Here is a 25157-nt window from a genome sequence, read left to right as displayed (position 1 = left end):
AGCTCGTCCTCGTTGAAGTCATAGGGAGCGGATATGACGGGCACGATGGCCTCCTCATCTGCAGCAGGGCGCCTGCGGAACGTCCGTCCGACCGTCGGCGGACCGCTTCCGGCACCATGCGAGTCCGGATCCGGGCAGATGTCCTTGGCATCCCGGACCTCCAACAGTTCTGTCCCACATGGGGTACGGACCACCGCGGCCAATGGATTGGGCACGGGAGCCGGGGGAGAATGGGAGGGTGATCTTCCGTGGCCGCCGGGCAATCCCCTGGTCGGGGCGGACCGTATATACGGGTATGCAGAGGTTTCGGTTCCCGGTCGGCCGCCTCCCGGACGAGGCACTGCTGTCCGGGCTGGCCACGGGCGACCCTGAGCTCGCTGTCACATTCGTACGGCGGTTCCAGCACACGGTCTTCGGCGTCGCCATCGCCGTCCTCGGCGATCCGCAGCTTGCCGAGGACATCTCCCAGCAGACTTTCGAGCGTGCGTGGCGGCACGCGCAGATCTACGACTCCCGCCGCGGATCAGTGACGACGTGGCTGACCACCATCGCGCACAACCTTGCCATCGACGCCGTCCGTTCGCGTCGGCCGGAGCCGGTGGCCCCCGAAGACCTCGACGCACTCCTCGACGTCATGACCGACACCCCCGAGCAGCAGGCCCTGGCCGACGAGGCGTCGTCCAACCTGCGGGCCGCAGTGGCGCAGCTGCCCCGCGAACAGGGCCGTGCCCTGGTGATGGCGGGCATCTACGGAATGACGGCTCAGCAGATCGCTGACCTGGAGCAGATCCCGCTGGGCACGGCCAAGACGCGGATCAGGACAGCGATGGGAAAGCTGCGGACCACGCTCACGTCTCCGAAGCGAGGCGACCATGCGTAAGGAAATGACCTGCGAACAGCTGCGGGAGAGCGGTGCCGAGCTGGCTCTGGGCGTTCTCCCGGGCAGGGAGCGGGCCGAGGCGGTTGCACATCTGGACCGCTGCGCGGATTGCCGGGAGTACATCGAGCAGCTGATCCTCGTCGGCGACGGGCTGCTCGGGCTTCTGCCGGGCAGCGAGCCGCCGGTCGGGTTCGAAGCCCGGGTGTCACGACGGCTGAGCCAAGCCCTGGCGGCGCACGACGGACGCGTGCACACGCGCGGCCACAGGTTCCCGCACAAGGTGTTCCGCGGACGTGTACGGATGCGGGTCGTGTCAGCCGCGGCCGCCCTCGCACTCGCCTTCGGGTTCGGCGGCTGGGCCGTCGGCAGGGCCATCGAGAATGCGACGACGGCCGCCCCTTCGCAGCCCGCCGAGGCCGGGGCGGGACTGCTGCGCGCGGAACTGACCGCAGGCCCCGATCGGCAGCCGAGCGGTGAAATCTACGCCCATCCCGGGGCGCCTGGCTGGGTGTACATGTCCGTCGACCTCGACGACGCCGGAATCCCGTACAGCGGGAAGGTCTCCTGCCTGCTGGAGCGCAAGGACGGGACAACCGTCCGAGTCGGCACCTTCGAGCTGCACGACGGCTACGGCTACTGGGGAGCCCCGGCCCCCGTGGATCCGTCCACGCTTTCCGGCGTTCGCCTGACCGCTGTCGACGGCACCGTCCTCGCCACCGCTCCCTTCGAAGCACGGTGACGCCGGATGCCACGCGCTCGGCATGACGGCCCCTCGCCGATCTTGCCGCCGCCGTCCGCGCCGGCCGGGGCGGACGAACGCGCACGACCGGAGTCTCGGTGCCCGGAACGGCGTGGAACCGGATCACTGCTGGGGGATGCCCCGCACGGGATGTTTGCTCATGACGGATACCCGGTTGAACGCGTTGATGGCGATCGCCACCCAGACCACCGCGGAGATCTCGTCGTCGGTGAGGACCTGGCGGGCTGCTTCGTAGGCCCGCTCCTGCACGACGGCGTTCGCGGGTTCGGTGGTCGCCTCCGCCAGGGCGAGGGCCGCGCGTTCCTGCGCCGTGAAGAGTTCGGTGTCGCGCCAGGCGGCCAGTACGCCCAGGCGCTGCGTCGTCTCGCCGACGCGCAGCGCGGCCCTGGTGTGCACGTCGAGGCAGTAGGCGCAGCCGTTGATCTGTGACACGCGGATGTTGATCAGCTCGACCAGGCCGCGGTCCAGCCCCGCCTCGGCGGCGACCCCGCGGACCGCGTCAGCCGCCCCGACAAGTGCGTGGTAGGCCTTGGGGCTCTGCTTGTCGATGAAGACCCGCCGGGTCGCCGGGTCTGCTGTCGTGTGACTCAACGTGGACTCCTCCGGGGCCGCTCCCGGCCCATGCTCCTCGGTCGTGCATTTACTGGGCCATGGGCTTAGTATCAGGCATGATTGTTGAATATGAAACCATCATGGGTGGGAGGGGCATGCGGTGAGCGACGTCGAGGTACATGCCGCCGAACGGCGCTGCGGTGCCAGGGGCCACGGTGAGCCTGCCCTGCAGGTCGACGTGCTGTCCGCGCGGGACGTCCCGTTGGGCGGGCCACGAGCGATGACGGTACGACGCACGCTGCCACAGCGGGCTCGGACGCTGATCGGGGCCTGGTGTTTCGTCGACCACTACGGCCCCGACGACGTCGCCGACACGGGCGGCATGGACGTGGCTCCCCATCCGCACACCGGGCTGCAGACCGTGAGCTGGCTGTTCGGTGGAGAGATCGAGCACCGCGACAGCCTGGGCAGCCACGCGCTCGTACGGCCCGGAGAGCTGAACCTGATGACGGGCGGGTACGGCATCAGTCACTCGGAAGTCTCCACGACCCGCACCACTACCCTGCACGGCGTCCAGTTGTGGGTGGCCCTCCCCGAAGAACACCGGCACACCGGCCGTGACTTCCAGCACTACGTCCCGCAACGGGTCCGGGTGGGCGGAGCCGACGTCAGAGTGTTCCTGGGGTCGTTGGCAGGTGACACCTCTCCGGTACGGACCTTCACGCCCTTGCTCGGCGCCGAACTCGTTCTCGACCCGCGCTCGACGACCACACTCCGCACGGATTCCGCCTTCGAGCACGGCCTGCTCGTCGACGAAGGGGACGTCCGCGTCGGCGGAACACTCCTGCGCCCGGCCGAGTTGGGGTACATCGGCACCGGAAGCGACACGCTGACCCTGACGAACGAGACGGAAAGTCCCGCCCGCATGGTGCTGTTGGGCGGCACGCCGTTCCAGGAACAGATCGTCATGTGGTGGAACTTCATCGGTCGCAGCCACGAGGACATCGTCGAAGCGCGGGAGGCGTGGGAGAGCGCCTCCGACCGCTTCGGAAGCGTCGACGGTTACGGCGGCGGCCGTCTTCCCGCCCCGGCCCTTCCGAACGCCACCATCGCACCGCGCAAGAATCCGGCACAGCACTGAGACACGACACCGAAAGGCTCACCATGACCCGGCACGCAACCGCTCCGACCGTTCAGCGAGTGGACGCCCGGCACCGTTACGAGATCCTGGTCGACGGCAAGCGCGCGGGCCTCACCGCCTACCGCGACCGCGACGAGCAGCGCGTCTTCTTCCACACCGAAATCGACGACGCCTTCGCCGGTCAGGGCCTCGCCTCGGTCCTCGTCCAGCAGGCCCTGACCGACGTACGTGCCGCCGGCAAGCGCATCGTGCCGGTCTGCCCCTACGTGGCGAAGTTCCTCAAGAAGCACGACGAGTTCGCAGACATCACCGACCCGGTGACGCCGGAGGTCCTTCAGTGGCTGGAGACCGCGCTGACGCGGTGACCGCCTGGCCTTCGCCCCGGGTGATCGCCAACCGCGGTCCGCGCATGCCGCGAACGCGCGAGTCACTCCGAACGAAGGAACGAGCTTCTTCGCCGCCGCCGCGCCGTCGACCTGGTACACCGACTTCCGTGCCGACACCCCGGCCATCGACGTGCCGGCCTTGATCCTGCACGGTACGGCCGACCGGATCCTCCCCGCCGAGGGACCCCCCGGGCGTTCCACAAGGCGCTCCCGTCCGCCGACTACGTGGAGGTCGAGGGAGCCCCGAGAAGGGGACCATGACGGCGCTCGCCGCTACTGCTGCCGCAGCACGGGGCGCGCCCCTCGTGCGGCGCGTCCCACCGATTCGACCAGCGGCAGCAGCCGGTGCGGCACCCGCTCCCGTAGCGCCATTTCCGTGCGCGTACGGACCACGCCCGGCAGATTGATCAGCCGCTGGATGACATCCTCCAGATGACCGTTGTCGCGGGCCACCACCCGCGTCAGCAGATCCCCGCCGCCGGTGATCGAGAAGGCCTCGACGATCTCCGGTACGTCGGCGAGCGCGTCGCCCACCTCGTCCAGATGCCCCTGCGTGACCTCGATGTGGACGAACGCCAGCACCGGATGGCCGAGCGCGGCGGGGGAGAGGAAGGGCCCGCTGCCGGTGATCACCCCGTCCCGCTCCAGCCGGTCGATCCGGGCCTGGAGCGTGCCGCGCGCGACGCCGAGGATGCGGGCGTACTCACGCACGCTGGTGCGCGGCTGCTCGATCAGCAGCCGCAGAATGCGGGTGTCGAGTTCGTCGACCGCCATGGTCCGTTGGCTCCCTCCGGCCGCACTCAGGCACTCCACACTGTACCAATGGCTCACCTTCGTCCCGATGGTGTGAGCCATTGTGGTTCCGTAGCGAGCGAGCGAGCGAGCGAGCAAGCAAGCGGAGGAGGGGCCGCACTCCAGCGGCCCCTCCTCCTCCTCGGCCCCCGGTCAGGCCCGCTTCAGCCTCAGTGTCATCAGCTCGGCTCGCGGCCCGCACGGTCCAGCTGCCCCTGCCGGAGCTGATCCAACGGGACAGCATCGGACGGAACGCTCCGGTGACGTCGGTGGCGCAGCCTTCCGCACGCGTCACCGGCTGTCGTACTCGTCGTGGCGGCGCCACCAGATGCCGGTCTCGTTGCGACCGAGTGGCGCGCGGTCGAGCCACTGGTACATGCCCCAGAGGACGTCCAGCCCGCGTTCGTAGGCCGAGTAGGTGTGGTACACGACGCCGTCCTCGAGCGCGAACGCACTCACGCCGGGCCCCTCCCGCCGGTACGTCTCCCAGTCCGTTCCCACGCTCGACGCGATCTCGGCGAGCGAGGCACTCACCTCGCCGCCCGCCGGCGGCCGGAAGTCCACCGTGCGGAAGTTGTAATCGACGGCTCCCGACTGCCAATCCTCCTTGGTGTGCGCCACCTGGAAGTCGTAGTTGAAATCGCTGTCGGACGAAGACGCCCAGGGGAAGCTCCAGCCCATCCGCCGCTTGTACGCCTGCAGTTTCGCCAGCGGAGCCCGCGACACCGCGCAGAGGGTGACGTCGTGGTGCGCGAGGTGGACGACGGAGCCGTCGAAGCCGTCCGCGATCGCCGAGCAGCTCGGACACCCTGCCTCGTACTCGGGCCCGAACATGAAGTGATAGACGAGGAGCTGCGAGCGCCCTCCGAAGAGATCGGAGAGGGACGCTGTGCCCTCGTCGGTCTCGAAGCGGTAGTCCTTGTCGACCCGGACCCAGGGCAGCTCCTGCCGCCGACGCGCCAGTTCGTCGCTGCGCCGCGTCAACGCCTTCTCGGCCTCGAGCAGCTCCAGCCGGGCGGCAAGCCACTCCTCGCGTGTTCCGGTCTTGTGATCGGTCATGGTTTCTCACCTGCTTTGTCGTTGCAACGGCTCGGTGTGGTTCGCGCGACCGATGACGTTCACATCGGTGGCGTGAGTCCGGGAACGGAGGAGGGCGCGATGACGATCACGACACCGAGTCCGATGATCGCCAGCGCCGGTGGCACATCGATGGCGGCTTTCGCGGGCAGGAGTTTCTGGGCGAGGACGAGGACGGCGATCACGGACATCCAGGTGACGCTCATGACGCCCAACGCCACCTGCATCAGCAGCAGTCCGATGCTCGAGCCGACGCAGAGGAGCCCGAACTCGAATCCGGAGCGGACGCTCTCGCGGCAGCGCCGGCGGAAGTGCTGCTTGAGCGGCGTGAATTCGTAGACACCTGCCGCGATCGTCACCACGCCGGCGGCGAAAGCCCCGTGGGGCCGGTACGACGCGTACACGGCGATGCCCACGAGTGTCCAGACGGCCAAGTACGACCCGACGAAGAGCGGCACGGCGCGCACACGACCGCCGGCACGAGCGTGTCCCAGGACTGCCGGAGCCGCGCCCGGCAGCATCATCGCGGCCATCATCGGCACCCACAAAGCGACGAAGGACGCGAACGGACCGAGTCGGGTCGCAACACCCATGTCCATCCCGTCCATCTGCCGGACCGCGACGACCCAGGACGCGGCGGCGAGCCCCAGCGTCGCCGTCAGCCCGGCTGCCGTCGCGGCTGTCCCGGCGCTCGTGCTGGCGGCGGAGCGGGAAGGCGGTGTCGCGTCCGTCCGGTACCCGATCGAACAGCCGGCAGGACGACGGCGCCGATGTCCCCACGCGGGAAGAGTGCGGCCTGCTCTCTCGACAACCTGCAGAAGCTCCATCGGCTCCTCCATCGATCGACGGATTCCCACACACCCCGCACGACCGCGGCGACGGCCGCCTTTGGTCCCGGCCTCCACCGCCCCGAGAGCTCCAGGTGTGCCTGGAGCGCCTGAGTGCCTGGAGCGCCGGCGAGCGCTAGCGCGAATCCCGCTCCGCTGCCTCAGCGGCGCGTTTGATGATCGCCAACCGCCGGTCCCAGTCGGCCGCGAGCGCGGTCATCCACCGCGCCGTCGCGTCCAGCGCCGCGGGCCGCACGGCGTACCGCACCTCGCGCCCGACCCGTCTGCCGGAAACCAGCCCGGCGGCGTCCAGGACGGCGAGGTGCTTGACGACCGCCTGCCGCGAGACGGGAAGTCTCCCGGCGAGCGTCGTCGCGGTGGCCTCGCCCTGCGCGGCGAGCAGATCAAGCAGCTGACGTCGCGTCGGGTCGGCCAGCGCCACGAGGACGCTGTCGACCACCTCGGCGGCGCCTATACGGTCGCCCGTCACACGGATGACTGTTCGGCGCGCTTCTTGAGCGCGTCGAGCTCCTGGGGCCAGCCTTCGCTGTGGTCCTTCAGGTTCTGACTGCGCAGCTCCTCGGACCCGGCCAGCGCCGCGAACCCGCTCTCGACGACGCGCAGCCGCGTCTGGTCGCCTTCCGGGGTCAAAGTGAACTCCACGAGGGTGCTGTTGTCCTCGCGCAGCTCTTCTCCGGGGAACGCGCTGGTCCATCGGTACGCCAGGTACGTCGGCGGGTCGACCTTCTCCACGCGCACCGGGAAGTCGCCGTGCTCGGCATTTCTCGCCACCATCGACTCGCCTTCCCGGGCCACTGTGCCGGGCAGGCTGGCCTTGTCGGCCACCCAGAAACCGGGTTGGGCCACCAGTGACCAAACCCGCTCCAGGGGTGCCGCGATCAGGGTTTCGCGTTCGATCCGATCCTCGCTCATGAGGGGACTCCTTCGCCGCCGCCATTGGGTGCAACTCCAGAGTTGCACGTCACTGTCCCATGCGCAACCCGAGGGTTGCACTGGGCGGGCTCCGGGGTTCATGGCCGGAGGGCGAAGTGACGAGAGGTGCCCGGCGCGCCGCTGTCCACCCCGGACCCAGCAGGTGGTGAGCAGCGGCCGCGCCGGGCTCCCCCGGCCGATGGCGCTGTCCAGCACTTTGTCTGCTTCGACGTCAGAGGCGGCGTCAGAGGCGGCACCTGGCCGGCGGCATCACGTCGGAGCGTGCCGGGAACGGGCGGTCACGGGCCGAGCGTCACCGGGGTTCGTCGCGACCCGTGACACCGCTGTCCAGGAGCGGGCCGAGTTCCTGCGCCACCGTGGTCAGGGCGCGTACGTCCCGCTCGGTCCGGGCGATGAGGATCGCTCCCTCCAACGCACTGATCATGACCGTCGCGAGCGCCTCGGCACGCCGGCTCGGTACGCCCATCTGCTCGAGCGCCTGGGCCGCCGGCCGGGTCCAGGCGGCGAACGCATCGGCGGCGGCGGTCCGCGTGGACTCGGTGGAGGCCGTACAGTCCACCGTCGCCGCCGCCACAGGACAGCCCGTGTCGAACCCGTTCGCGCGGTACTCGTCGATCCACTGCTGGACCATCGCGGCGAACAGTCCGCCGGGCGACGGCAGCGACATCTCGGCGAGGAGGCGGCCGACGCGCTTGCCGGCGTAGGTTCCGGCCCAGCCGACGGCCTCGTTGACGAGCTGCTCCTTGCCTCCGGGGAAGTAGTGCTGGATCGATCCTCGTGGCGCACCCGCGTGGGCGACGACGTCCCTCATGCCCGTCGCGGTGACGCCGTCGCGCCGAATGAGCTGGGCTGCGCTGAAGACCATCCGCTCGCGCGGCCCCCGCTCGGAACCCGCCATCATCGACCTCCAACCGACCGGCGAACGCCGACGCAACTTCCCTCGGCCTACGTCAGCTTATAGACGCCGGTCAGGCCGTCCTGGTCGCGGGACGTGCTCTCCGGCTCCATGTGGCGGGCCAGTATGGCCAGAAGTCGGGACCTGCCCGGCAGCACGCAGGCGGACACACGCTCGACACCACGCTGCCTGGCGCGGGTGAGGAGAGCGTCGACCATGGCTCTGCCCAGCCCTTGGCGCTGCCAGGCGTCGGCGACGAGTACGCCGAGTACAGCAGCTCCCCCGGGGCTGCCCTCCGGTGCGGCGGCGAGGCTGGCAAGCCCGGCGAGGCGTCCCCGGTCGCCCCGGTGGGCGACGACCGCGTCGTGCACCTCCGGGCGGCAGGCCAGTACGTCGGCCGCGTACTCGTGGGGCAGCTCGTGGAGGAGTCCGAAGAACCGCAGCCGGACGCTCTCGGGCGAGCAGCTGTCGAAGAGAGCCTTCAGGGCCGGTCCGTCGGTCGGCCGGACGCCGTCGAGACGCCAGAAGCCCGCCCCCTCGGGCCGGCGCCAGGGATCCGGCCCGCCGCTCTTACCGCCGCCGGGCGTTTCCGAGGCGGATACATTCACTATGACAGCGGTCATAGAACTCAGTATCATGACGACTGTCATAGATGGCAAGGGTCGGCAGCGGCGGTGCGCGGTGGACATAGGCTTTCTGGGCCTCGGGGTCATGGGGCAGCCCATGGCGCTCAATCTGGCCCGATCCGGTCAGGATCTCGTCGTCTGGAACCGGACCGCTGCCAGGAGCGAGCCGCTGCGTGCGGCAGGTGCCCAGGTCGCGGCATGCCCCGCCGAGGTTTTCGACCGGGCCCGCGTGGTGATCCTCATGCTGGCCGACGAAGCGGCGGTCGACTCCGCCCTGGGCCGCGGGGAGCGGGGCTTCGCCGTGAACGTCGCGCGGCGCACGATCGTGCACATGGGGACGACGTCGCCCCACTACTCGCAGCGGCTCGAAGCGGACATCCGCGCGGCGGGCGGCAGTTACGTCGAGGCGCCCGTCTCCGGCTCGCGCGTACCCGCGGAGGCCGGTCGGCTCGTGGCGATGCTGGCCGGTGAGCGGACCACGGTCGAAGCTGTCCGCCCGTTGCTCCGGCCGATGTGCCATGAGACGTTCCTCTGCGGGCCGGCCCCGAACGCTCTGCTGATGAAGCTCTCGGTGAACCTGTTCCTGATCACCATGGTCACCGGGCTCACCGAGGCGTTCCACTTCGCCGACCGGCACGGCCTGGACAAGGAGCAGTTCCTGGCCGTGCTCGACGCCGGCCCGATGGCCAGTGCCGTCTCCCGTATGAAGGCCGCCAAGCTGGCCGCCTGTGACTTCACCGTCCAGGCGGCAGCCCTTGACGTGCTGAAGAACAACCGGCTCATCGCCGAGGCCGCGAGGAAGTCCGGCGTGGCGTCGCCGTTGCTGGACGTCTGCCATGCGCTGTTCGACGAGACCGTGACGAGGGGGCACGGTGCATCCGACATGGTGGCGGTCCTGCGCGCCATCGAGGCCCGCACCGGCGAAGCCAACGCTCATGGCTGAGCCGGCCCGTGACGGCCGCGCCCGACGCCCACGCCAACGTGAGGTCGCCGAGTCCGTGCTCGCCGACCGGGCGGCCCGCGGTTCGCTGCCGTGGGAGTCGGTGCCCGGTGCTGCCGGGGCAGGTCAACCCTGGCGCCGCCCTGACATCTCATTTCGCCTGACGGTCCCCTTTTGTTTCCCTTTCCGTTCCTTGTCGAGCCGCGCCTCGGCCGCATGCTGTACCACCGCCAACGCGGCCAGGACGCAGTGGCGGGCAGCCCCCGATTCTCGAAGGACAGAAGGACCGAAGGCCCCGTGCCCGTACCCGTCGTTCTCGCCGGCCGCAAGACGCGGCTGGAGCCACTCACCGTGCACCACGCCGAGGCTTTGGCCGAGGCCGGAGCCGAGGACCTCACGACCGCCGCGTTCACCCTCGTCCCCCACGGCCTGCAAGCGGCCCTGAGCTACGTCGACTCCGCCCTCGCCGAGCAGGCGGCCGGTCGGGCACTGCCCTTCGTGGTGGTCAGCGCCGCGGACGGCCGGGTGGTCGGCTCCACCCGCTTCCTGGAGCTGGACTACTGGCAGGGCCCGCTGGTGTGGCCCGCCGTCCCGGGGGTCCCGTACGGCGATCCGGCGACCGCCGTGCCCGACGCCGCCGAGATCGGCAATACCTGGCTCGCCCGCAGCGCCCAGGGCACCGGGGTGAACACCGAGGCGAAACTGCTGATGCTGCGCCACGCTTTCGAGACCTGGGGAGTGCGCCGTATCTCCTTCCGCGTCGACGCCCGCAATCTGCGCTCGCGCGCCGCCGTCGAGCGGCTCGGCGCCACCTGCGAGGGCGTCCGCCGGGCCCACTCACGCGGGCTGGACGGCGCCGTCCGCAACACCGCGTTCTATTCGATCCTGGACGACGAGTGGCCCACTGTCCGCGACATGATCGAGCTGCGCATCGCTGCCACCGCGTCGCCCATGCTTCCGGGTCAGGCTGGGGACCTTGCCTGCTCCTGGCACGGTGACGTCGGCGGTCGGCGCGATGGGGCGCAGCCGGCAACGGTGCTGGCGGCGAACTGCTGACGGGCACCGCGGGGGCCTCGGCGGTGCGTGTGGTCCGTTGGCCGTCGCCAGTCGACACTGAGGCTGAATGACTGTGCCAATGGCACAGTCAAGATCAGGGCTGTTGAGCCAGTGGGCCCATGGGTGGTTATCCTTGTCGCATCCATGTACTTACGGCGCCGCGCAGCGCCGGACGGCGACGAGGCCGGATCCGGACCGCGGTGCCTTCGTTGTGCCTGCCCGCCGTCCACCACCCCGGACGGCCGCGGGTGCGGCGCGTACCACTGCAAGGGGGCGGCCGACCGCCGTGAAGAGGATGTTCGTGGCTCCGGATCCGGGGCGTCTGCGTCTGAGGGTGTCCGCACGCGCCGTGCTCGGCGTCGGTCTCGCGGTCGCCGCCGCCGAGCTGGCCGGGCTCTCCCTCAGCGCCTCCATCACCGGAGGCCTCGCCGCGCTCCTCGCGCTCTTCACCGTCGGTGATCCGACCGTCCGCCGGCAGACCGTCACCACCGCCCTGCTTCCGGCTGTCGGCTTCCCCGCCCTCGCGCTCGCGACCACGCTGCACGGGGTGCCACTGCTGCGCGACACGGCCTGGCTCGCGGTGGTCTTCCTCGGCGTGTACGCGCGGCGCTGGGGCCCGCGGGCGCATGCGCTGGGGATCTTCGCCTTCATGATGTTCTTCACCACCCAGTTCCTCCACGCGGTCCCCACGCAGCTGCCGGAGCTGTACGGCGCCGTCGCGCTCGCCCTCGCCGCCTGTTCCACGGTCCGCTTCGGCGTGTGGTGCATCGAGCGGCGCACGCCGCCGCCCGCGGTGCCTCCGCCGCTGCCGGGCAGGGGACTGGACCGGCCGAGCACCCGGCAGGCCTTCCAGGCCACCCTGGCGTGCGGATTCGCGCTCGCCGTCGGCCAGCTGCTGTCCCAGGAGCGCTGGTACTGGGCCGTCGGCACTGCATGGTGGATCTTCGTGAACACCGCGTCCCGCGGCGAGACCCTCGTCCGCGGCTTCCGGCGCGTCGTCGGGACGGTCACCGGCATCGCTGCCGGGCTGCTCATCGCCGTACCGCTGGGCGGCGCGCCCGGGCCCACCGCCGCGCTGGTCGCCGTCTGCGTCTTCGGGATCTTCTACACCGCCGCGCCCTCCTACAGCTGGATGATGTTCTTCGTCACGGTGATGGCGGGACTGCTGTACGGGCTGCTCGGCGTCCTCCACCCGGGGCTGCTGCTCCTCCGCTTCGAGGAGACGGCGGTCGGGGCGCTCGGGGCCGTGATCGGCGTCGCGCTCGTGCTGCCCGTCACCACGCACGCGGCAACCGATGCGTGGATCCGGCGGGCCGTGCGCTGCGTGCACGAGTGCACCACCTCGGCGACGCGCCGACTGGCCGGGGACACGGACGCCGACCCGGCACCGCTCGCCGCCGAGCTCGAGCTGCTCCTCGGGCGCGTACGGATGTCGCTGGCACCGCTCGTCCACCCGCTCAGCCCGCTCCGCGCGCGCAAGGCCCGCGCCCGCCAGGTCATCGCCCTGCTGGACGAGTGCGCCGGCGAGGTGCGCGGCCTGGCCGCCGTCGCGGCCGACCCCGACGCCTCGCACGACGCCCGGCTGGCCGCCGCCTGCTGGCGGGTCGAGGCGGCCGTGCACGCTCTGGAGCTGCCGACCGGTGCGACCGCACCGGGGAGCGAGGCCGACGACGCGGCCGTCCCGGGGGCCGGCGCCGCCGTCCGGGCCGCCGTACCCGCGCAGCGGCAGCACCCCGGAGCGGACGCCGCCCTCACGCATCTGCACGGGCTGGAGCGGGCGCTCGCGGAGCTCGCCGCGCCCCTCGGTACCCCTCCGCGCGCCCCGCTCGTCTCGGCCTGACGCGCGCCGCGACCGTCTCCACCTGACCCGTCCGCGCCCGGGCAACGGCCGGTCTGCGCCCGGGCAATGGGCTCCTGCGGGCAGGCATGTGCGTGTGGCACGTACAGGGTGGATCAGGCCGCATCTGGGGTAGTGGTGGGCAATCACCGTCCCGTCCGCTTCACACCGGGGTGCGCACATGCGGAAGACCCGACGAAGAGCCGCCGCCCGCAGGAGCCAGTATGCGCAACTGCGGCACGAAGCCGAGGAGTTCCTGCGTCTCCACCACTGTGAGGAGCCGGCGTCGGGCGGTCCTGCCGCCCTGGCCGCCCGAATTGCCGCAGTCAACGCCGAGATCGAAGCCACCGGAACCTACCGGCACACCACATCCGAACTCGCCCACGGTGCACGCGTCGCCTGGCGCAACAGCAACCGCTGCATAGGCCGGCTCTACTGGCGCTCGTTACGCGTCAGGGACCGCCGGGACGTCCGCGACGCCGACACGATGGCCGTCGAGGCGGCCGCCCATCTGCGGGAGGCGACCAACGGCGGCCGGATACGACCCGTGATCACGATCTTCGCGCCCGATTCCCCGGGCCGCCCCGGCCCCCGCATCTGGAGCGAGCAGCTGGTGCGTTACGCGGGTTACGCCGACCGGTACGGCGGCGGCGTCATCGGTGACCCGCGCAACGTGGGCATCACCGCCTACGCCCAGCGGCTCGGCTGGCCCGGCGGCCCGGGCACCCCGTTCGACGTGCTGCCCCTGGTCATCCAGGGCAGCGACGACAAACCCCGGTGGTTCGCACTGCCCGACGACGCGGTGCTCGAGGTCCCGCTGCACCACCCCGAGGACGACTGGCCCGCGGCCCTCGGGCTGCGCTGGCACGCCGTCCCCGCCATCGCCAACATGTGCCTGGAGATCGGTGGTGTCTGCTACCCGGCGGCGCCCTTCAACGGCTGGTACATGGGCACCGAGATCGGCGCACGTGACCTCGCCGACACCGACCGCTACGACCTGCTGCCCGTCGTCGCCGAACGGCTCGGCCTGGACACCTCCACCGATCGCACCCTCTGGAAGGACCGCGCGCTCGTCGAACTCAACCGGGCCGTCCTGCACTCCTTCGACCGCGCCGGGGTGACCCTCGCCGACCACCACACCGAGGCCCGCCGCTTCCTCGCCCACATCGACCGCGAGCACGACAAGGGACGCACGGTGGGCGCCGACTGGTCCTGGATCGTGCCGCCCATCTCCGGCTCCGCCACGCCCGTCTTTCACCGTACGTACGACCCGGCACAGTCGAAGCCCGCCTTCGTGCACCACCCGGAGGCGCTGGCACGGGCCCGCGGCGAGGAGGCAGGGTTGGTCTAGACCGCGCCTGCTACCGTCGGCCCGGCAAGGGACATGCCGGCGGTGAAGGGGAAGCGCAATGGGCGACAGGAGCGGCGGACGGGCCTTCATCGGGTCCTTCACCTCGGCGGGTGGCCGGGGGATCATCACGGCCGCCGTGGACGGCGACACCGGGGCCCTCACCGGGACCGCGACGACGGACGCCGTCGCCGACCCGTCGTATCTCGCCCTGGGCGTGGCGGAGAGGGGGCCGGTCCTCTACGCCGTGTCCGAGACGGAGGAGGGAGCCGTCGCCGCCTTCGACATCAGCGAGGAGGCGGCGGCGCCCCGGCTCATCGGGGCGCCGGCGCCGGTGCGCGGGGCCGGACCCACGCATCTCGCCCTGGCCTCCGGCCATCTGTTCACCGCCAACTACACCTCCGGCAGCGTCAGCGTCCTGCCCGTCGGCCCCGGCGGGGAGCCGGCCGCAGCCGCCGTCGTGCTGCGGCACGAGGGCGCGGGGCCGCATCCGGAACGGCAGCGTGTCCCGCACACCCACCAGGTGCGCCCCGACCCCACCGGGCGCTGGGTCCTGAGCGTGGACCTCGGCTCCGACCGCGTACGGGTCCATGAACTCGCCCCGGCCACCGGGGCCGTGAGCCTGCGCGGCGAAACCGCGCTGCGGCCGGGCACGGGCCCCCGGCAGCTCGCGTTCCACCCGTCGGGCCGGTACGCCTACGTGGTCAACGAGCTGGAGCCGACCCTCACCGTCTGCCGCTGGGACGCGGGCGCCGGTGTGCTCGAACCGCTCGGCGAGGCCGCGATTCTGCCCGAGGGCTTCGAAGGCCTCAGCTACGCCTCCGAGGCGGCCGTGGCGCACGACGGCCGCTTCTTGTGGGTGGCCAACCGGGGCCACGACTCGATCGCCGTCCTCCGGCTCGATACCGCCGGGGAGAAGGCCGAACTGGTCACCACCGTGCCGTGCGGCGGTCACTGGCCGCGCGGTCTCGCACTCGGCCCCACAGGCACCCGGCTGTACGCCGCCAACGAGCGCTCCGGCGACGTCACCTGGTTCGACATCGACGACGCGACCGGCGTGCCGCGCAGGGCGGGGTCGATCGCGGCCCCGGCGGCATCCTGCGTCGTCTTCGCCTGACCGTATGCCGGGCGCACCGTCGGCGGCGCACCGTCGGCAGCGCGCAGGGGCGGCGCGCAGGGGCGGCGCGCAGGGGCGGCGCTGCACGGGCAGTCACACGGGCAGTGCACACGAAGGGGCCCGCGCCTCGTCGGCGCGGGCCCCTTTCGTCTGTGCGGACGCGACTCGTCTGTGCGGACGCGACTCGTCTGTGCGGACGCGACCGGCGCGCCTGACACGACTGCCTCTGCGCGGCCGCGACCCACGGGTGATGCCCCGGGCGACGCCCGGTTCAGTGGGCCTGAGCCCCCTGCGGCTGCATCGGGATCCCCAGCGCGGTCGTGTACTTGGACAGCACCAGCTTGCCGATCGCCGGGTACGCGCCCAGCGGCTCGGCGGCGGCGCAGCCCGCCTCTTCGGCGGCCGCGGCCAGCAGACCCTCCGGCAGCTCGGGGCCGACCAGGTACGGGGCCAGCGCGAGCTGCCCCGAGCCGGAAGCGCGCAGCTCCTCGGCGGTCGCGGCGATCGCACCCTCATGGTCCAGCGCGGCGGCCATCACCGGCACGGCGAGCCGGGCCGCCAGCAGCATGCCCGTGATCCCGGCGGCCTGGACGGCCTCGTCGCCGCCGACCGTGGCCAGCACGATGCCGTCGGCGGCCGTCGCGACCGTGAAGAGCCTGGCGCGGTCGGCGCGGGCCAGCCCGGCCTCCGAGAGCCGCACGTGCAGCGCCTCGGCGAGCAGCGGGTGCGGGCCGAGGACATCGGTCAGCTCGGCCGTCGTCCTGCTGTCCATGACCGCCTGGCGGATCCGACGGCTCAGGGCGCTGTCCGGGCCCGCAAGCAGCGGGACCACGACGGAGGCCGGGCCCTCGGGCTCGGCGACCTCACGGCCGGCGGCCCTGGCCAGCTCGTACCGCTCGAGACGCAGCGCGGCCGACTGTGCGAGCACGCTCCCCAGCGTGGGGTACTCGGCGTCGTCACCGTCGAGGTAGCCGATCGCGGCCTCGAGGCCGGGCAGCTCGGAACGGGCGATGCTGACGACTTCCTCGGCCAGGCCGCGTATCGCAGGCGTGGGGGTGCCGGGCACGGCGAGAACGAGCGCGGGCGCGCCCTCGGGAGCCGCCACGGGCTCAGGGCGGCGGTGCCGCCCGGACTGGCGGGGTCGCGGCATTCGTACGGGCAGGCCGGATGCGGGCCCAGTGGGGGAGCTCATGGCGCCGCATGCTACTGGTTTTGTCGTCGAGACTGTTCGGGGAGGGGGCACTCACGCGCTGTCTGTCCATATTTATCCGATGAGTTCGTTTGCGACTACGTGTCCCGGTCTGACCCTTCGGGCGATGTCGTCACGCGGAGCATGCGGGGATCCCGCGGCAGCGTCAGCGAATCGGTCGCGAGGGCCGCGGCGATGGCCAGCGAACCACTGAGCGGATCGCCCTCCGCGGACACCTGCCGGGCGTGCGGCAGTTGTGCGGACAGTGCCTTCCGCAGCGGTACGAGAAGGGGGTCGCCCATCTTCAACAGGCCTCCGGTCAGGGCGACTTCGCACCGTCCGGCGGATGGCGGCGGACAGACCGCGGCCGCGGCGGCGACGATGTCGTCGGCGGCCTCGGCGAGGATGCGCGCGGCGACCGGATCGTCCGCGGCGCAGCGGGCGACCTCAGGTGCGAAGGAGGCCAGCAGCGCGGGCCGGTCGGAGCGCGGGTAGAGCAGCCCCGGCAGCTCGTCCGCCGGGCCGAGCACCGCCTCCAGCCTGGCCAGCAGCGCGGCCGAACCGCCCCTGCGGCCGTCGTACGCGCGCATGGCCGCCTCCAGGCCCGCACGGCCGATCCACGCGCCGCCACCGCAGTCGCCGAGCAGATGACCCCAGCCGTCCGCCCTGCGCCAGCGGGTGAGATCCGTCCCGACCGCGATCATGCCGGTCCCGGCGGCGACGACCGCCCCGGGCCGCTGTCCGACGGCCCCCGCGTACGCCGTCACGGCGTCGGCGGCGAGCGCCACGCTGCGTACCCCCAACGCCACTTCCAACGCCTCCGGCAGCACGGCTCGCAGCTCGTCCCCGAGCGTCGCCATCCCCGCGGCCCCGATGGCAACGGCGAGCAGCCCCGGGGACCCGATGGCGCCGCCACCCGCGCCCGGCGCAGAGGCCGCACCTGGCTCACCGCCCGCACCCGTGGCACCCGCCCGCGCCAGCAGCGCCCGCGCCATCGGCAGCAACTGCTCCAGCAGATGGGCGGCGTCGATGCCCGAGGCGCCGGTACGGACCGGTTCACTGGATGCGGTCGTCACGGCGCACGACGGGTCGGCGGCCGGGGCAGCGGCGACCCTCAGGCCGGAACCCCCCGAGTCGACCCCGAGCACCCATCCGCCACGCGACTTCATGGACCGGCTCCAGGAAGAAGGGAATTGACGGCGGCAGCCTATCCCCGCCCGGCACGCGGAGGCGCGGTCATGGCTGGGCGGCACGGTGTACACGCGCCGCAGAGTCTGCGCGCCACCCTCGGGAGGGCACACTCTCTGGGCCGGTAGAGTGACGCGCTGTGGCAGCACGACCTTTGAGTGAACTTGTCGAGCCGGGGTGGGCGGACGCGCTGCGTCCTGTGGCCGGGCGTATCGCCGCGATGGGTGACTTCCTGCGTGCGGAGATCGCAGCCGGCCGTACCTATCTGCCGGCCGGATCGCATGTCCTGCGCGCCTTCCAGCAGCCCTTCGACGAGGTGCGTGTGCTGATCGTCGGGCAGGACCCGTACCCGACGCCGGGTATGGCCATCGGGCACAGCTTCGCTGTCGCACCCGAGGTCCGTCAGCTGCCCGGCAGTCTGGAGAACATCTTTCGGGAGCTGCACACGGATCTCGGCCTGCCCCGGCCTTCCAACGGTGATCTGACGCCGTGGACCCGGCAGGGCGTGCTGTTGCTGAACAGGGCGCTGACCACGGCTCCCCGCAAGCCGGGGGCTCATCGGGGCAAGGGCTGGGAGGAAGTGACCGAGCAGGCCATCCGGGCCCTGGTAGCGCGTGGCAAGCCGATGGTGTCCGTGCTGTGGGGGCGCGATGCCCGGAATCTGCGGCCGTTCCTCGGTGATCTGCCCGCGATCGAGTCCGCGCATCCGTCGCCGATGTCGGCGGATCGGGGCTTCTTCGGTTCACGGCCGTTCAGCCGCACCAATGACCTTCTGGTCCGCCAGGGGGCCCAGCCGGTGGACTGGCAGCTGCCGTAGGCCGGCGCTCGGGTTGCGCGCCGTGTCTTGCACCTGAGTTGCCGGAGGACTCCCTCGGCTCGGTTGATCACGATCCGGTGCGGCTGCCGCCGACGCTCAGCCCGGCGGGTGCGCGCATTCCGAACTCGCCAGTAGCCGGCGACGTGAAGAGCCGCCATCGGGTTCCCGGTCGGCAGTGTGCTCTCCCTCACGGAGCGGGGAGGCAACACGGCGGTGCGACTCACCGTATCTCTCGGAGAGATCCGCGCAGTGCCGGTGGGTGCGCGCGCAGGGCTTGATCGAGGAGCAGTCGCATCATGAGCGAAGAACCGAGTTCACCCCGCTCACGCCGCAGGCGAGACGTCAAGCGCTCGCGCCTGATCGACTACCCCCGGCGGGGCAGACGCGGTGTCCGCCGATGGCTCCCGTCGTGGCGACTGCTGCTCGGCACGCTCCTGAGCTGCGTCGGCACCCTGCTGGGGTTGTTCGCTCTCGCCTACGCGTATGTCGACATTCCCAGTGAGAAAGCGGCCGCGGGCGAGGAGGCCAACATCTACTACTGGGCCGACGGCAGCCGGATGGTGAGTGTGGGCCCCGTGAACCGGGAGAACGTGCCCCTCTCCAAGGTGCCCGTCCCGGTCCGCAACGCTGCCCTGGCAGCCGAGAACGCCGACTTCTACACCGACCCCGGCGTCTCCTTCACCGGACTGGCCCGCGCCGTCGCGAACATGGCCCGCGGCCAGGAGACCCAGGGCGGCTCCACCATCACCCAGCAGTACGTGAAGAACACTTATCTCTCGCAGGAGCAGACGCTCTCCCGCAAGGTGCAGGAGTTCTGCATCGCACTGAAAATGGACAGCCAGAAGTCCAAGGACGAGATCCTCCAGGGCTACCTCAACACCAGTTGGTTCGGCCGCGGCGCGTACGGCATCCAGGCGGCCTCCAACGCGTACTACGGCGTCGACGTGGATGAGCTGAACCCCAGTCAGGGCGCATTCCTCGTCGCCCTGCTGAAGGGCGGGAACGACTACGACCCAGCGCTCGGCGAGAGCAACCGGCGGCGTGCCGTGGAACGCTGGTCATGGATCCTCGACCGGCAGGTCGCCCTCGGCATGATGACAGCGCAGGAGCGCGCGACGTACGCGACGTTCCCGGCACCCCGTCGGCGGTCCATGGCCACCAACCTGAGCGGTCAGACCGGGTACCTCGTCGACATCGCCACTCGCTATGTCAAGAAGCAGACGAACCTCACCGACGCCGACCTCGACCGGGGCGGCTACCACATCCACACCACGTTCGAGAAGAACGCGGTGGCCCGGCTCGAAAGCTCCGTCAAGAGCGTCCTCGACCGGAACATCGACCCGCAGACCCGCGAGGAGGACCAGCACGTCCAGGTCGGCGCGGCGTCCGTGCGCCCTGACGACGGAGCGATCGTCGCGATCTACGGTGGCCCCGACGCGACCAAGCACTTCACCAACAACGCCGACACCTCGGGCGTCCCTGCCGGTTCGGTCTTCAAGCCGTTCGTGCTCGCCGCCGCACTGCAACACGGTGCCCAGGCCGAGGACGGCACCGTGCAGTCCGTGTCCACCGAGAGCTTCTACGACGACACCGGCAGGCTGTCCACGAGGCCGGCGCCCCTACCCGTACAGGACGGCTTCGTCTCCACACTCCCCGCCCTCGCCCGCTTCCCGACCCTGCGCGAGGCGATGGTGACCTCCGGCGGCGCCCCGTTCCAGCGACTCGGCGAGGACACCGGTCTGAAACGGGTCGAGGACATGGCCGTCGGCGCCGGAATGCTCAGGAGCAGCATGGCGCCCCGCAACAAGGAGTTCCCCCTCGGCACCTCGTCGCCGAGCGCGATACGGGTGGCCGCCGCGTACGCGACGTTCGCGAATGACGGGCTGCGGCGCGAGCCGTACTCGGTGAACCGGGTGCTGTGGGGCAACCAGCCGGTCAGCGGAGTGAAGCCGCCGCCGGCGCGGCGCGTCATGGATGCGGCAGTGGCGCTCGACATCACCTCGGTTCTGCAGGACGCGGCAGGGAGAACCCCGGCAGGTCCGGCGACGGCGGCGCTGGGCGGCCGCATTGCGGGGGCCTCCACCGGCGACAGCGACACACAGCGGGCCGCCTGGTTCGCCGGTTACACGGAGCAGCTGTCGACAGCCGTGACCATGTTCCGCTCCAAGCCCGGCCGGCCCCTGCTCCCCATGGACGGCACGGGCGGGGACGGCTCGGTACGCGGCAGCGTCTTTCCGGCCCAGGTGTGGGCGGACTACACGACGGGGGGATCGCCCGTGGATCCCGCCGGCGGCGTCGTGCCGTGAGCGCGTGCTCCTGCGGACCATGCGGACGGCGCCGATGGCTCCGTGCGACGACTCCACGCCGGTCGCGCGCACCCACGCGGACCTGCCCGCGCAGGCCGCGGCCGGAGCGGTCGGCTCCGGCGAGGGCTGTCTCCTGCGAGTCACCATCACCTGACCGTGGCCTGAGGCGTGCCGACCCACGGTGTGCTTCTTTCCACCTCCCCGGCGCGCTGGGGAGGGGGCCCGACTGTGACCGCGGCGCCGCGAGGAAGAGGCGTCCGCAATGAATGGCTGGTTCAGCCTGCCCGCCGTGACCGGTGGACGCGGAGCCTTGTCGCTGGTCGGAGCATCTGCTTGACTCCGCGCGCCAGAACGCAATTCGCCGGCGGAGGATGCCATGGAGATCACCCGCAGACGCCTGTTGTCCGCTCTGTCAGCCGCCGGTCTTCCGACGGTGATTCCCTCGCGGTCGGCGAGCGCCGCCGAGGTCGCCGCGGGCAGCGCACGTCTTCTGGCCAATACTGTGGCCGTCTTCGCCGGCACCGCCGAGTCAAACGCCCGGCCGGAGACGGCCGAAAAGTTGGCCGCCATGGACAAGGCCGCACGGACGAATCTGAAGTCGATGGATGCCGCGGGCGCGGGCGAGCTGTTCGCCGGTCTGGTGCTCGGTACCGACGAGGCCAACCTGAGCACCGCCTTCCGGCGGCTGTACGAGATCGCGCTCGCCACCCGCACACCTGGCGGCGCCCCCTCGGACCTGTACGAGAACACCGCCGTACAGCGCCGGGTGATCGACGGTCTCGTCCGGCTCCACGAGCGCTACTACGGCGACCAGTCCAAGGGCTACTACGGCAACTGGTTCCACTGGGAGATCGGGCTCTCCCAGTACATCAGCAAGACGCTCGCGTGCCTCTCCGACCAGGTGCAGGCCTACCGCCCGGACGTCGTGCGCACCTACGTTGCCTCGATGGACGCCTATCTCCGCAACGGCGTCCACGGGGACGTGAACCTCGACTCGCGCTTCCACACCGGCGCCAACCTCGCCGACATCACGACCAACCGGATCCTGCAGGGCGCGCTGCTGGGCGACGACACGCGCATCCGCAAGGCCCTCACCGACCAGCAGACGGTCTTCGCCACCGTCGACCCGTACCACCTCAACCACGGTGTCACGGACGGCTACTACGCCGACGGCTCCTTCATCCAGCACGGCTCGGTCGCGTACACCGGCTCGTACGGCAAGGGTCTGCTGATCCGTGTCGTCCAGACCCTGAAGATCCTGGACGGTACGGGCTTCGCGCACGGCGAGGGACTGGTGCCGACCGTCCAGGGCTGGGTGATGAACGGTTTCGCGCCGCTGATCTTCGAGGGCTGGATGATGGAGATCGTCAAGGGGAGGGCGGTTTCTCGGACGGGCACCGGCTACACCGATGTCGCGGGGGTCGTCGAGGCCGTCGTCGACCTCTCCTCGCTCGCGAGCGGCGCCGACGCCACCGCCCTGAAGAGCTACGTCCAGCACATCCGGTCGACCTCGCCCACCGCTCTCGATCCGGCCGGCTTCGTCTCCCCGATCAGCATCGTGCGTTACGCCGACATCATCGGCGACGCCACCGTCCGGCCCGCGGACCTCAACACAGCCTCGCGCAGCGTCGCCTTCAACGCCATGGACAAGACCGTGCACCGCAGACCGGGGTACGCCTTCGCACTTGCCCGCAGTTCCGACCGGATCAGCAAGTACGAGTACATGAACGGCGAGAACCTCATGCCGTGGTTCCAGGGCGACGGGGCGTACTACCTCTACCTCTACCTCTCCGGACAGGACCAGACCCAGGCGTACGGCGTCGACTACTTCACCACGGTCTCGCCGTACGGCCTTGCCGGTGTCACCGCACCGGTCGAGCACCGGCACACGATCCCCGAGCTCTACGGGAAGCCGTACTACGACAACCCCGGCCATCCGCTGAACTTCACCTCGTCGTCCGAGTCGCAGAACACGTACGTCTACTTCCCGCGCGGCACCAACCGGTACTCCGGCGGCGCCGTCCTCGGCACGTACGGCGCGGCCGGGATGGTGCAGTCCGGCGATGTCGCCCACCGCGACAAGGGCGCAGGTCTGCTGCCGGACGACTTCATGGCCTACGGCAATGCGACGGCGACGAAGTCGTGGTTCCTCCTCGACGAGGAGATCGTGGTGCTCGCCGCGGGGGTCGGCGACAGCGCCGGGCGGGCCGTGACCACGACGGTCGACGCCCGTATCGCCGCACCCGACGACCAGATCTCCCTCATCGGGATGCTCCGCGACGGCCGTCCCTGGACCGGCACGGGCACCGGTGACCTGCACTGGCTGCGCTACGCCAATTCCACGCAGGGGACCGCAGTCGGCTATGTGCTCCTCGACACCCCGCAGGTGAGGGTCGCTCTGGAGAAGGTCACCCGCAGCCGCCGGGCCGTCCGCACCTCGAACCCGGACACCGCCGTGACCCGCAGCGTCTTCGGCGTGACGGTCGACCAGGTCCCCGGAGCCGAACCGCTTTGTCTTGCCTATGCGTTGGTGCCGAACGCGGGGGAGGCTCGGCTGAGGTCGTACGTGGCGGGGCCGCTGAAGGTCCTGTCGAATACTCCGCGCCTGCAGGCCGTCGCCCATACCGGCCTCGGCCTGACAGCCGCCAACAGCTTCACGCCCGGCCGCCACGAAGCCGCCGGGATGCGCATCGAGGGGCCTGCCTCGGTGATCGTGCAGCGCGAGCGACGCGGCCTGACCACCGTCGCCGTGTCCGACCCGACCATGGACCGGGACACGGTCGGTGTCCTGCTCCGTGGCCGGTCGCTGCGGGAGGTCACGTCGGACGAGGGGGTACGCGTGAGCCCGGTCCACGGCGGAACCCGGCTGGAGTTCGACACCTGGAACGCGTACGGCCGGAGCTTCACGGTCACGTTGCGTGGCTAGGCTCGTGCCTGGCGTCCCGTACCGCGACAGTGAACCGCCGGAGCGGCATCTGGAGCGCCAGCTCGGGCTGCTGCACACGGAGGTCGAGGCCATCGCGTCCTCGCTGCGCGACCAGGAGGCGCGCCGGCAGCAGACCCATACGCGCTACCTGGAGGACCGGGGCCGCGGCAACTGACGGCGGTGACAACGTCTTCGCCCAGCGAGGCGGCCACCGCGGCGATCGAACGCCCCGGTGACGTCAGGCCGCTGCGGGACTGCAGACGAACTTGAGCCGGTCCTGGCCTTGGCCGCGCCGATCGAAGCGCGCACCGGAAGGCGCGCAGGACATGCGCTCCCGCCGGCGGATACGTCCTCCTACCCGCGGTGATCCGCCTACACGCGGTGATCCGCGCGGAGGAAGTCGCCCGTCACTCCACCGGCCCTGCGGACCCCTCTCTCAACCGACCGTGGCGGCCCGGACACACAGCACATCCGGCAGATGCGAGGCGAGCTGCTGCCAGCTGTCCCCGTCGTCGGCGCTCGCGAACACCTCGCCGTTGCGGTTGCCGAAGTACACCCCCGCGGGGGCGGCGTCATCCGTGCACATCGCGTCGCGCAGCACCGTCCCGTAGTGGTCGCCCTCGGGGAGCCCCGCCGACAGCGGCTCCCAGCTGCCGCCCGCATCGCTCGTTCGGTAGACGCGGCAGCGGCGGCCGGCCGGTACACGGTCCGCGTCGGCGTTGATGGGGAAGACGTAGGCCACGTCCGGCCGGTGCGGATGCGCGGCGACGGCGAAGCCGAAGTCGGACGGCAGGCCTTCGCCGATGTCGGTCCACTTGGCGCCCGCGTCGTCGCTCCGGTACACCCCCCAGTGGTTCTGCAGGTACAACCGGTCGAGATCGCCCGCGTCCTGCGCGATCTTGTGGACGCACTGGCCGAACTCGGGGTGCGGATCGGGCAGGAAGACCGCCGAAACGCCCTGGTTCGACGGATTCCAGCTGGAGCCGCCGTCGCGGCTGCGGAACACCCCGGCCGCGGAGACGGCGACGGTGACGGCGTCCGGATCCCGCCGGTCGGTGACCACCGTGTGGACGGCCTCGCCGCCGCCGCCCGGCTCCCACTTCGAGCGTGTCGGGTGCTCCCACAGCGGCCGCACCAGCTCGAACGTCTCGCCGGCGTCCTCGGAGCGGAACAACGCGGCCGGCTCCGTCCCCGCGTAGACGACATCCGGCGCCGCGGGGCCCACCGGGTGCAGCTGCCAGACGCGCTCCAGGGAGGCCCCGGTGTCCTTGGGGAACTTGATCGCGGGCTTGGCCGGCTCGGTCCAGGTCGCGCCCAGGTCGTCGGAGTGGAACACGGAAGGACCCCAGTGCGAGCTGTCGCCGCCGACGAGCAGCCGGGGGACCGGGCGGCGCGTGTCGATCCCGATCGAGTACACCGCCTGCGCGTTGAAGTGCGGGCCGTCGAAGTCCCATCGGCCGCCGCGCCTGCGGCCGATGAAGAGCCCTTTACGAGTGCCTACAGCGAGCAGTACGTCGGTCATCGCCGACACCTCCAGGACGCC

At 71.2% G+C, this 25157-nt stretch carries 24 protein-coding genes and 2 pseudogenes; 15 read left to right on the top strand and 11 right to left on the bottom strand.

Features of this window, described 5'->3' with window-relative positions; genetic code table 11:
* Positions 1-295 precede the first annotated feature (295 nt).
* Positions 296-880: an RNA polymerase sigma factor gene (locus ACWCXB_RS33845; protein ID WP_450727875.1), complete on the top strand. Its 585-nt coding sequence runs from the start codon at positions 296-298 to the stop codon at positions 878-880.
* On the top strand, positions 873-1619 hold the full coding sequence (locus ACWCXB_RS33840) for a hypothetical protein (protein WP_450727873.1): 747 nt from the start codon (positions 873-875) through the stop codon (positions 1617-1619). The genes ACWCXB_RS33845 and ACWCXB_RS33840 overlap by 8 nt, the downstream gene beginning before the upstream one ends.
* Before the next feature lie 123 nt (positions 1620-1742).
* On the opposite strand, the gene ACWCXB_RS33835 is transcribed toward ACWCXB_RS33840, so the two are convergent.
* The gene (locus ACWCXB_RS33835) at positions 1743-2231 is read right to left on the bottom strand and encodes a carboxymuconolactone decarboxylase family protein (RefSeq protein ID WP_450727871.1); all 489 of its coding nucleotides are present in this window, start codon (positions 2229-2231) and stop codon (positions 1743-1745) included.
* Between the two features lie 121 nt (positions 2232-2352).
* On the opposite strand from ACWCXB_RS33835, the gene ACWCXB_RS33830 reads away from it, so the two are divergent.
* The 3 genes and pseudogenes from ACWCXB_RS33830 to ACWCXB_RS33820 form a co-directional block, all read left to right on the top strand.
* On the top strand, positions 2353-3333 hold the full coding sequence (locus tag ACWCXB_RS33830; protein WP_450727869.1) for a pirin family protein: 981 nt from the start codon (positions 2353-2355) through the stop codon (positions 3331-3333).
* A 23-nt stretch (positions 3334-3356) separates the two neighbouring features.
* Positions 3357-3698, top strand: coding sequence for a GNAT family N-acetyltransferase (locus ACWCXB_RS33825; RefSeq protein WP_450727867.1), 342 nt, complete (start codon positions 3357-3359; stop codon positions 3696-3698).
* Positions 3699-3774: 76 nt separating this feature from the next.
* Positions 3775-3965 (top strand): annotated as a pseudogene (locus ACWCXB_RS33820) (alpha/beta fold hydrolase); the annotation flags it as partial.
* 27 nt (positions 3966-3992) lie between these two features.
* Here ACWCXB_RS33820 and ACWCXB_RS33815 read toward each other — a convergent pair.
* From ACWCXB_RS33815 to ACWCXB_RS33785, 7 genes are all read right to left on the bottom strand, one after another.
* On the bottom strand, positions 3993-4493 hold the full coding sequence (locus ACWCXB_RS33815) for an Lrp/AsnC family transcriptional regulator (RefSeq protein ID WP_450727865.1): 501 nt from the start codon (positions 4491-4493) through the stop codon (positions 3993-3995).
* A 309-nt stretch (positions 4494-4802) separates the two neighbouring features.
* Positions 4803-5570: a DUF899 domain-containing protein gene (locus tag ACWCXB_RS33810; RefSeq protein WP_450727863.1), complete on the bottom strand. Its 768-nt coding sequence runs from the start codon at positions 5568-5570 to the stop codon at positions 4803-4805.
* A 59-nt stretch (positions 5571-5629) separates the two neighbouring features.
* On the bottom strand, positions 5630-6415 hold the full coding sequence (locus ACWCXB_RS33805; RefSeq protein ID WP_450727861.1) for a DUF2182 domain-containing protein: 786 nt from the start codon (positions 6413-6415) through the stop codon (positions 5630-5632).
* A gap of 136 nt (positions 6416-6551) precedes the next feature.
* On the bottom strand, positions 6552-6905 hold the full coding sequence (locus tag ACWCXB_RS33800; RefSeq protein WP_450727859.1) for an ArsR/SmtB family transcription factor: 354 nt from the start codon (positions 6903-6905) through the stop codon (positions 6552-6554).
* The gene (locus ACWCXB_RS33795; protein ID WP_450727857.1) at positions 6902-7348 is read right to left on the bottom strand and encodes an SRPBCC domain-containing protein; all 447 of its coding nucleotides are present in this window, start codon (positions 7346-7348) and stop codon (positions 6902-6904) included. The genes ACWCXB_RS33800 and ACWCXB_RS33795 overlap by 4 nt, the downstream gene beginning before the upstream one ends.
* Positions 7349-7661: 313 nt before the next feature.
* Positions 7662-8267, bottom strand: a complete 606-nt coding sequence (locus ACWCXB_RS33790) for a TetR/AcrR family transcriptional regulator (protein WP_450727855.1) — start codon at positions 8265-8267, stop codon at positions 7662-7664.
* A 47-nt stretch (positions 8268-8314) separates the two neighbouring features.
* The gene (locus ACWCXB_RS33785; protein ID WP_450727853.1) at positions 8315-8887 is read right to left on the bottom strand and encodes an N-acetyltransferase family protein; all 573 of its coding nucleotides are present in this window, start codon (positions 8885-8887) and stop codon (positions 8315-8317) included.
* Between the two features lie 13 nt (positions 8888-8900).
* On the opposite strand from ACWCXB_RS33785, the gene ACWCXB_RS33780 reads away from it, so the two are divergent.
* From ACWCXB_RS33780 to ACWCXB_RS33760, 5 genes are all read left to right on the top strand, one after another.
* On the top strand, positions 8901-9833 hold the full coding sequence (locus ACWCXB_RS33780; RefSeq protein ID WP_450727851.1) for an NAD(P)-dependent oxidoreductase: 933 nt from the start codon (positions 8901-8903) through the stop codon (positions 9831-9833).
* Between the two features lie 294 nt (positions 9834-10127).
* On the top strand, positions 10128-10886 hold the full coding sequence (locus tag ACWCXB_RS33775; protein ID WP_450727849.1) for a GNAT family N-acetyltransferase: 759 nt from the start codon (positions 10128-10130) through the stop codon (positions 10884-10886).
* Positions 10887-11181: 295 nt separating this feature from the next.
* Positions 11182-12726: an FUSC family protein gene (locus ACWCXB_RS33770; RefSeq protein ID WP_450727879.1), complete on the top strand. Its 1545-nt coding sequence runs from the start codon at positions 11182-11184 to the stop codon at positions 12724-12726.
* Between the two features lie 178 nt (positions 12727-12904).
* Positions 12905-14074, top strand: a complete 1170-nt coding sequence (locus ACWCXB_RS33765) for a nitric oxide synthase oxygenase (protein WP_450727847.1) — start codon at positions 12905-12907, stop codon at positions 14072-14074.
* 58 nt (positions 14075-14132) lie between these two features.
* Entirely contained in the window at positions 14133-15188 is a 1056-nt protein-coding gene (locus ACWCXB_RS33760) for a lactonase family protein (RefSeq protein ID WP_450727845.1), read from the top strand.
* Positions 15189-15459: 271 nt separating this feature from the next.
* On the opposite strand, the gene ACWCXB_RS33755 is transcribed toward ACWCXB_RS33760, so the two are convergent.
* Positions 15460-16380 (bottom strand): sirohydrochlorin chelatase, encoded by a 921-nt coding sequence (locus ACWCXB_RS33755; protein ID WP_450727843.1) that lies wholly within the window; start codon positions 16378-16380, stop codon positions 15460-15462.
* Between the two features lie 95 nt (positions 16381-16475).
* Positions 16476-17546 (bottom strand): N-acetylglucosamine kinase, encoded by a 1071-nt coding sequence (locus ACWCXB_RS33750; protein ID WP_450727841.1) that lies wholly within the window; start codon positions 17544-17546, stop codon positions 16476-16478.
* Positions 17547-17704: 158 nt separating this feature from the next.
* Here ACWCXB_RS33750 and ACWCXB_RS33745 point away from each other — a divergent pair, with 158 nt between their 5' ends.
* The 5 genes and pseudogenes from ACWCXB_RS33745 to ACWCXB_RS33725 all read left to right on the top strand — a co-directional run.
* On the top strand, positions 17705-18382 hold the full coding sequence (locus tag ACWCXB_RS33745) for a uracil-DNA glycosylase (protein ID WP_450727839.1): 678 nt from the start codon (positions 17705-17707) through the stop codon (positions 18380-18382).
* A gap of 296 nt (positions 18383-18678) precedes the next feature.
* Positions 18679-20688 (top strand): transglycosylase domain-containing protein, encoded by a 2010-nt coding sequence (locus ACWCXB_RS33740; protein ID WP_450727837.1) that lies wholly within the window; start codon positions 18679-18681, stop codon positions 20686-20688.
* Positions 20689-20692: 4 nt separating this feature from the next.
* Positions 20693-20842, top strand: coding sequence for a hypothetical protein (locus ACWCXB_RS33735; protein WP_450727835.1), 150 nt, complete (start codon positions 20693-20695; stop codon positions 20840-20842).
* A 222-nt stretch (positions 20843-21064) separates the two neighbouring features.
* Positions 21065-23614 (top strand): polysaccharide lyase family 8 super-sandwich domain-containing protein, encoded by a 2550-nt coding sequence (locus ACWCXB_RS33730; protein WP_450727833.1) that lies wholly within the window; start codon positions 21065-21067, stop codon positions 23612-23614.
* Positions 23595-23789 (top strand): annotated as a pseudogene (locus ACWCXB_RS33725) (hypothetical protein); the annotation flags it as partial. The gene ACWCXB_RS33730 and the pseudogene ACWCXB_RS33725, both read left to right, overlap by 20 nt.
* A gap of 261 nt (positions 23790-24050) precedes the next feature.
* Here ACWCXB_RS33725 and ACWCXB_RS33720 read toward each other — a convergent pair.
* Positions 24051-25136, bottom strand: a complete 1086-nt coding sequence (locus ACWCXB_RS33720) for a WD40/YVTN/BNR-like repeat-containing protein (RefSeq protein ID WP_450727831.1) — start codon at positions 25134-25136, stop codon at positions 24051-24053.
* Positions 25137-25157: the final 21 nt, after the last annotated feature.

Source organism: Streptomyces sp. NPDC001514, from assembly GCF_053597075.1.
This window is presented reverse-complemented; position numbering and strand designations above follow the sequence as displayed.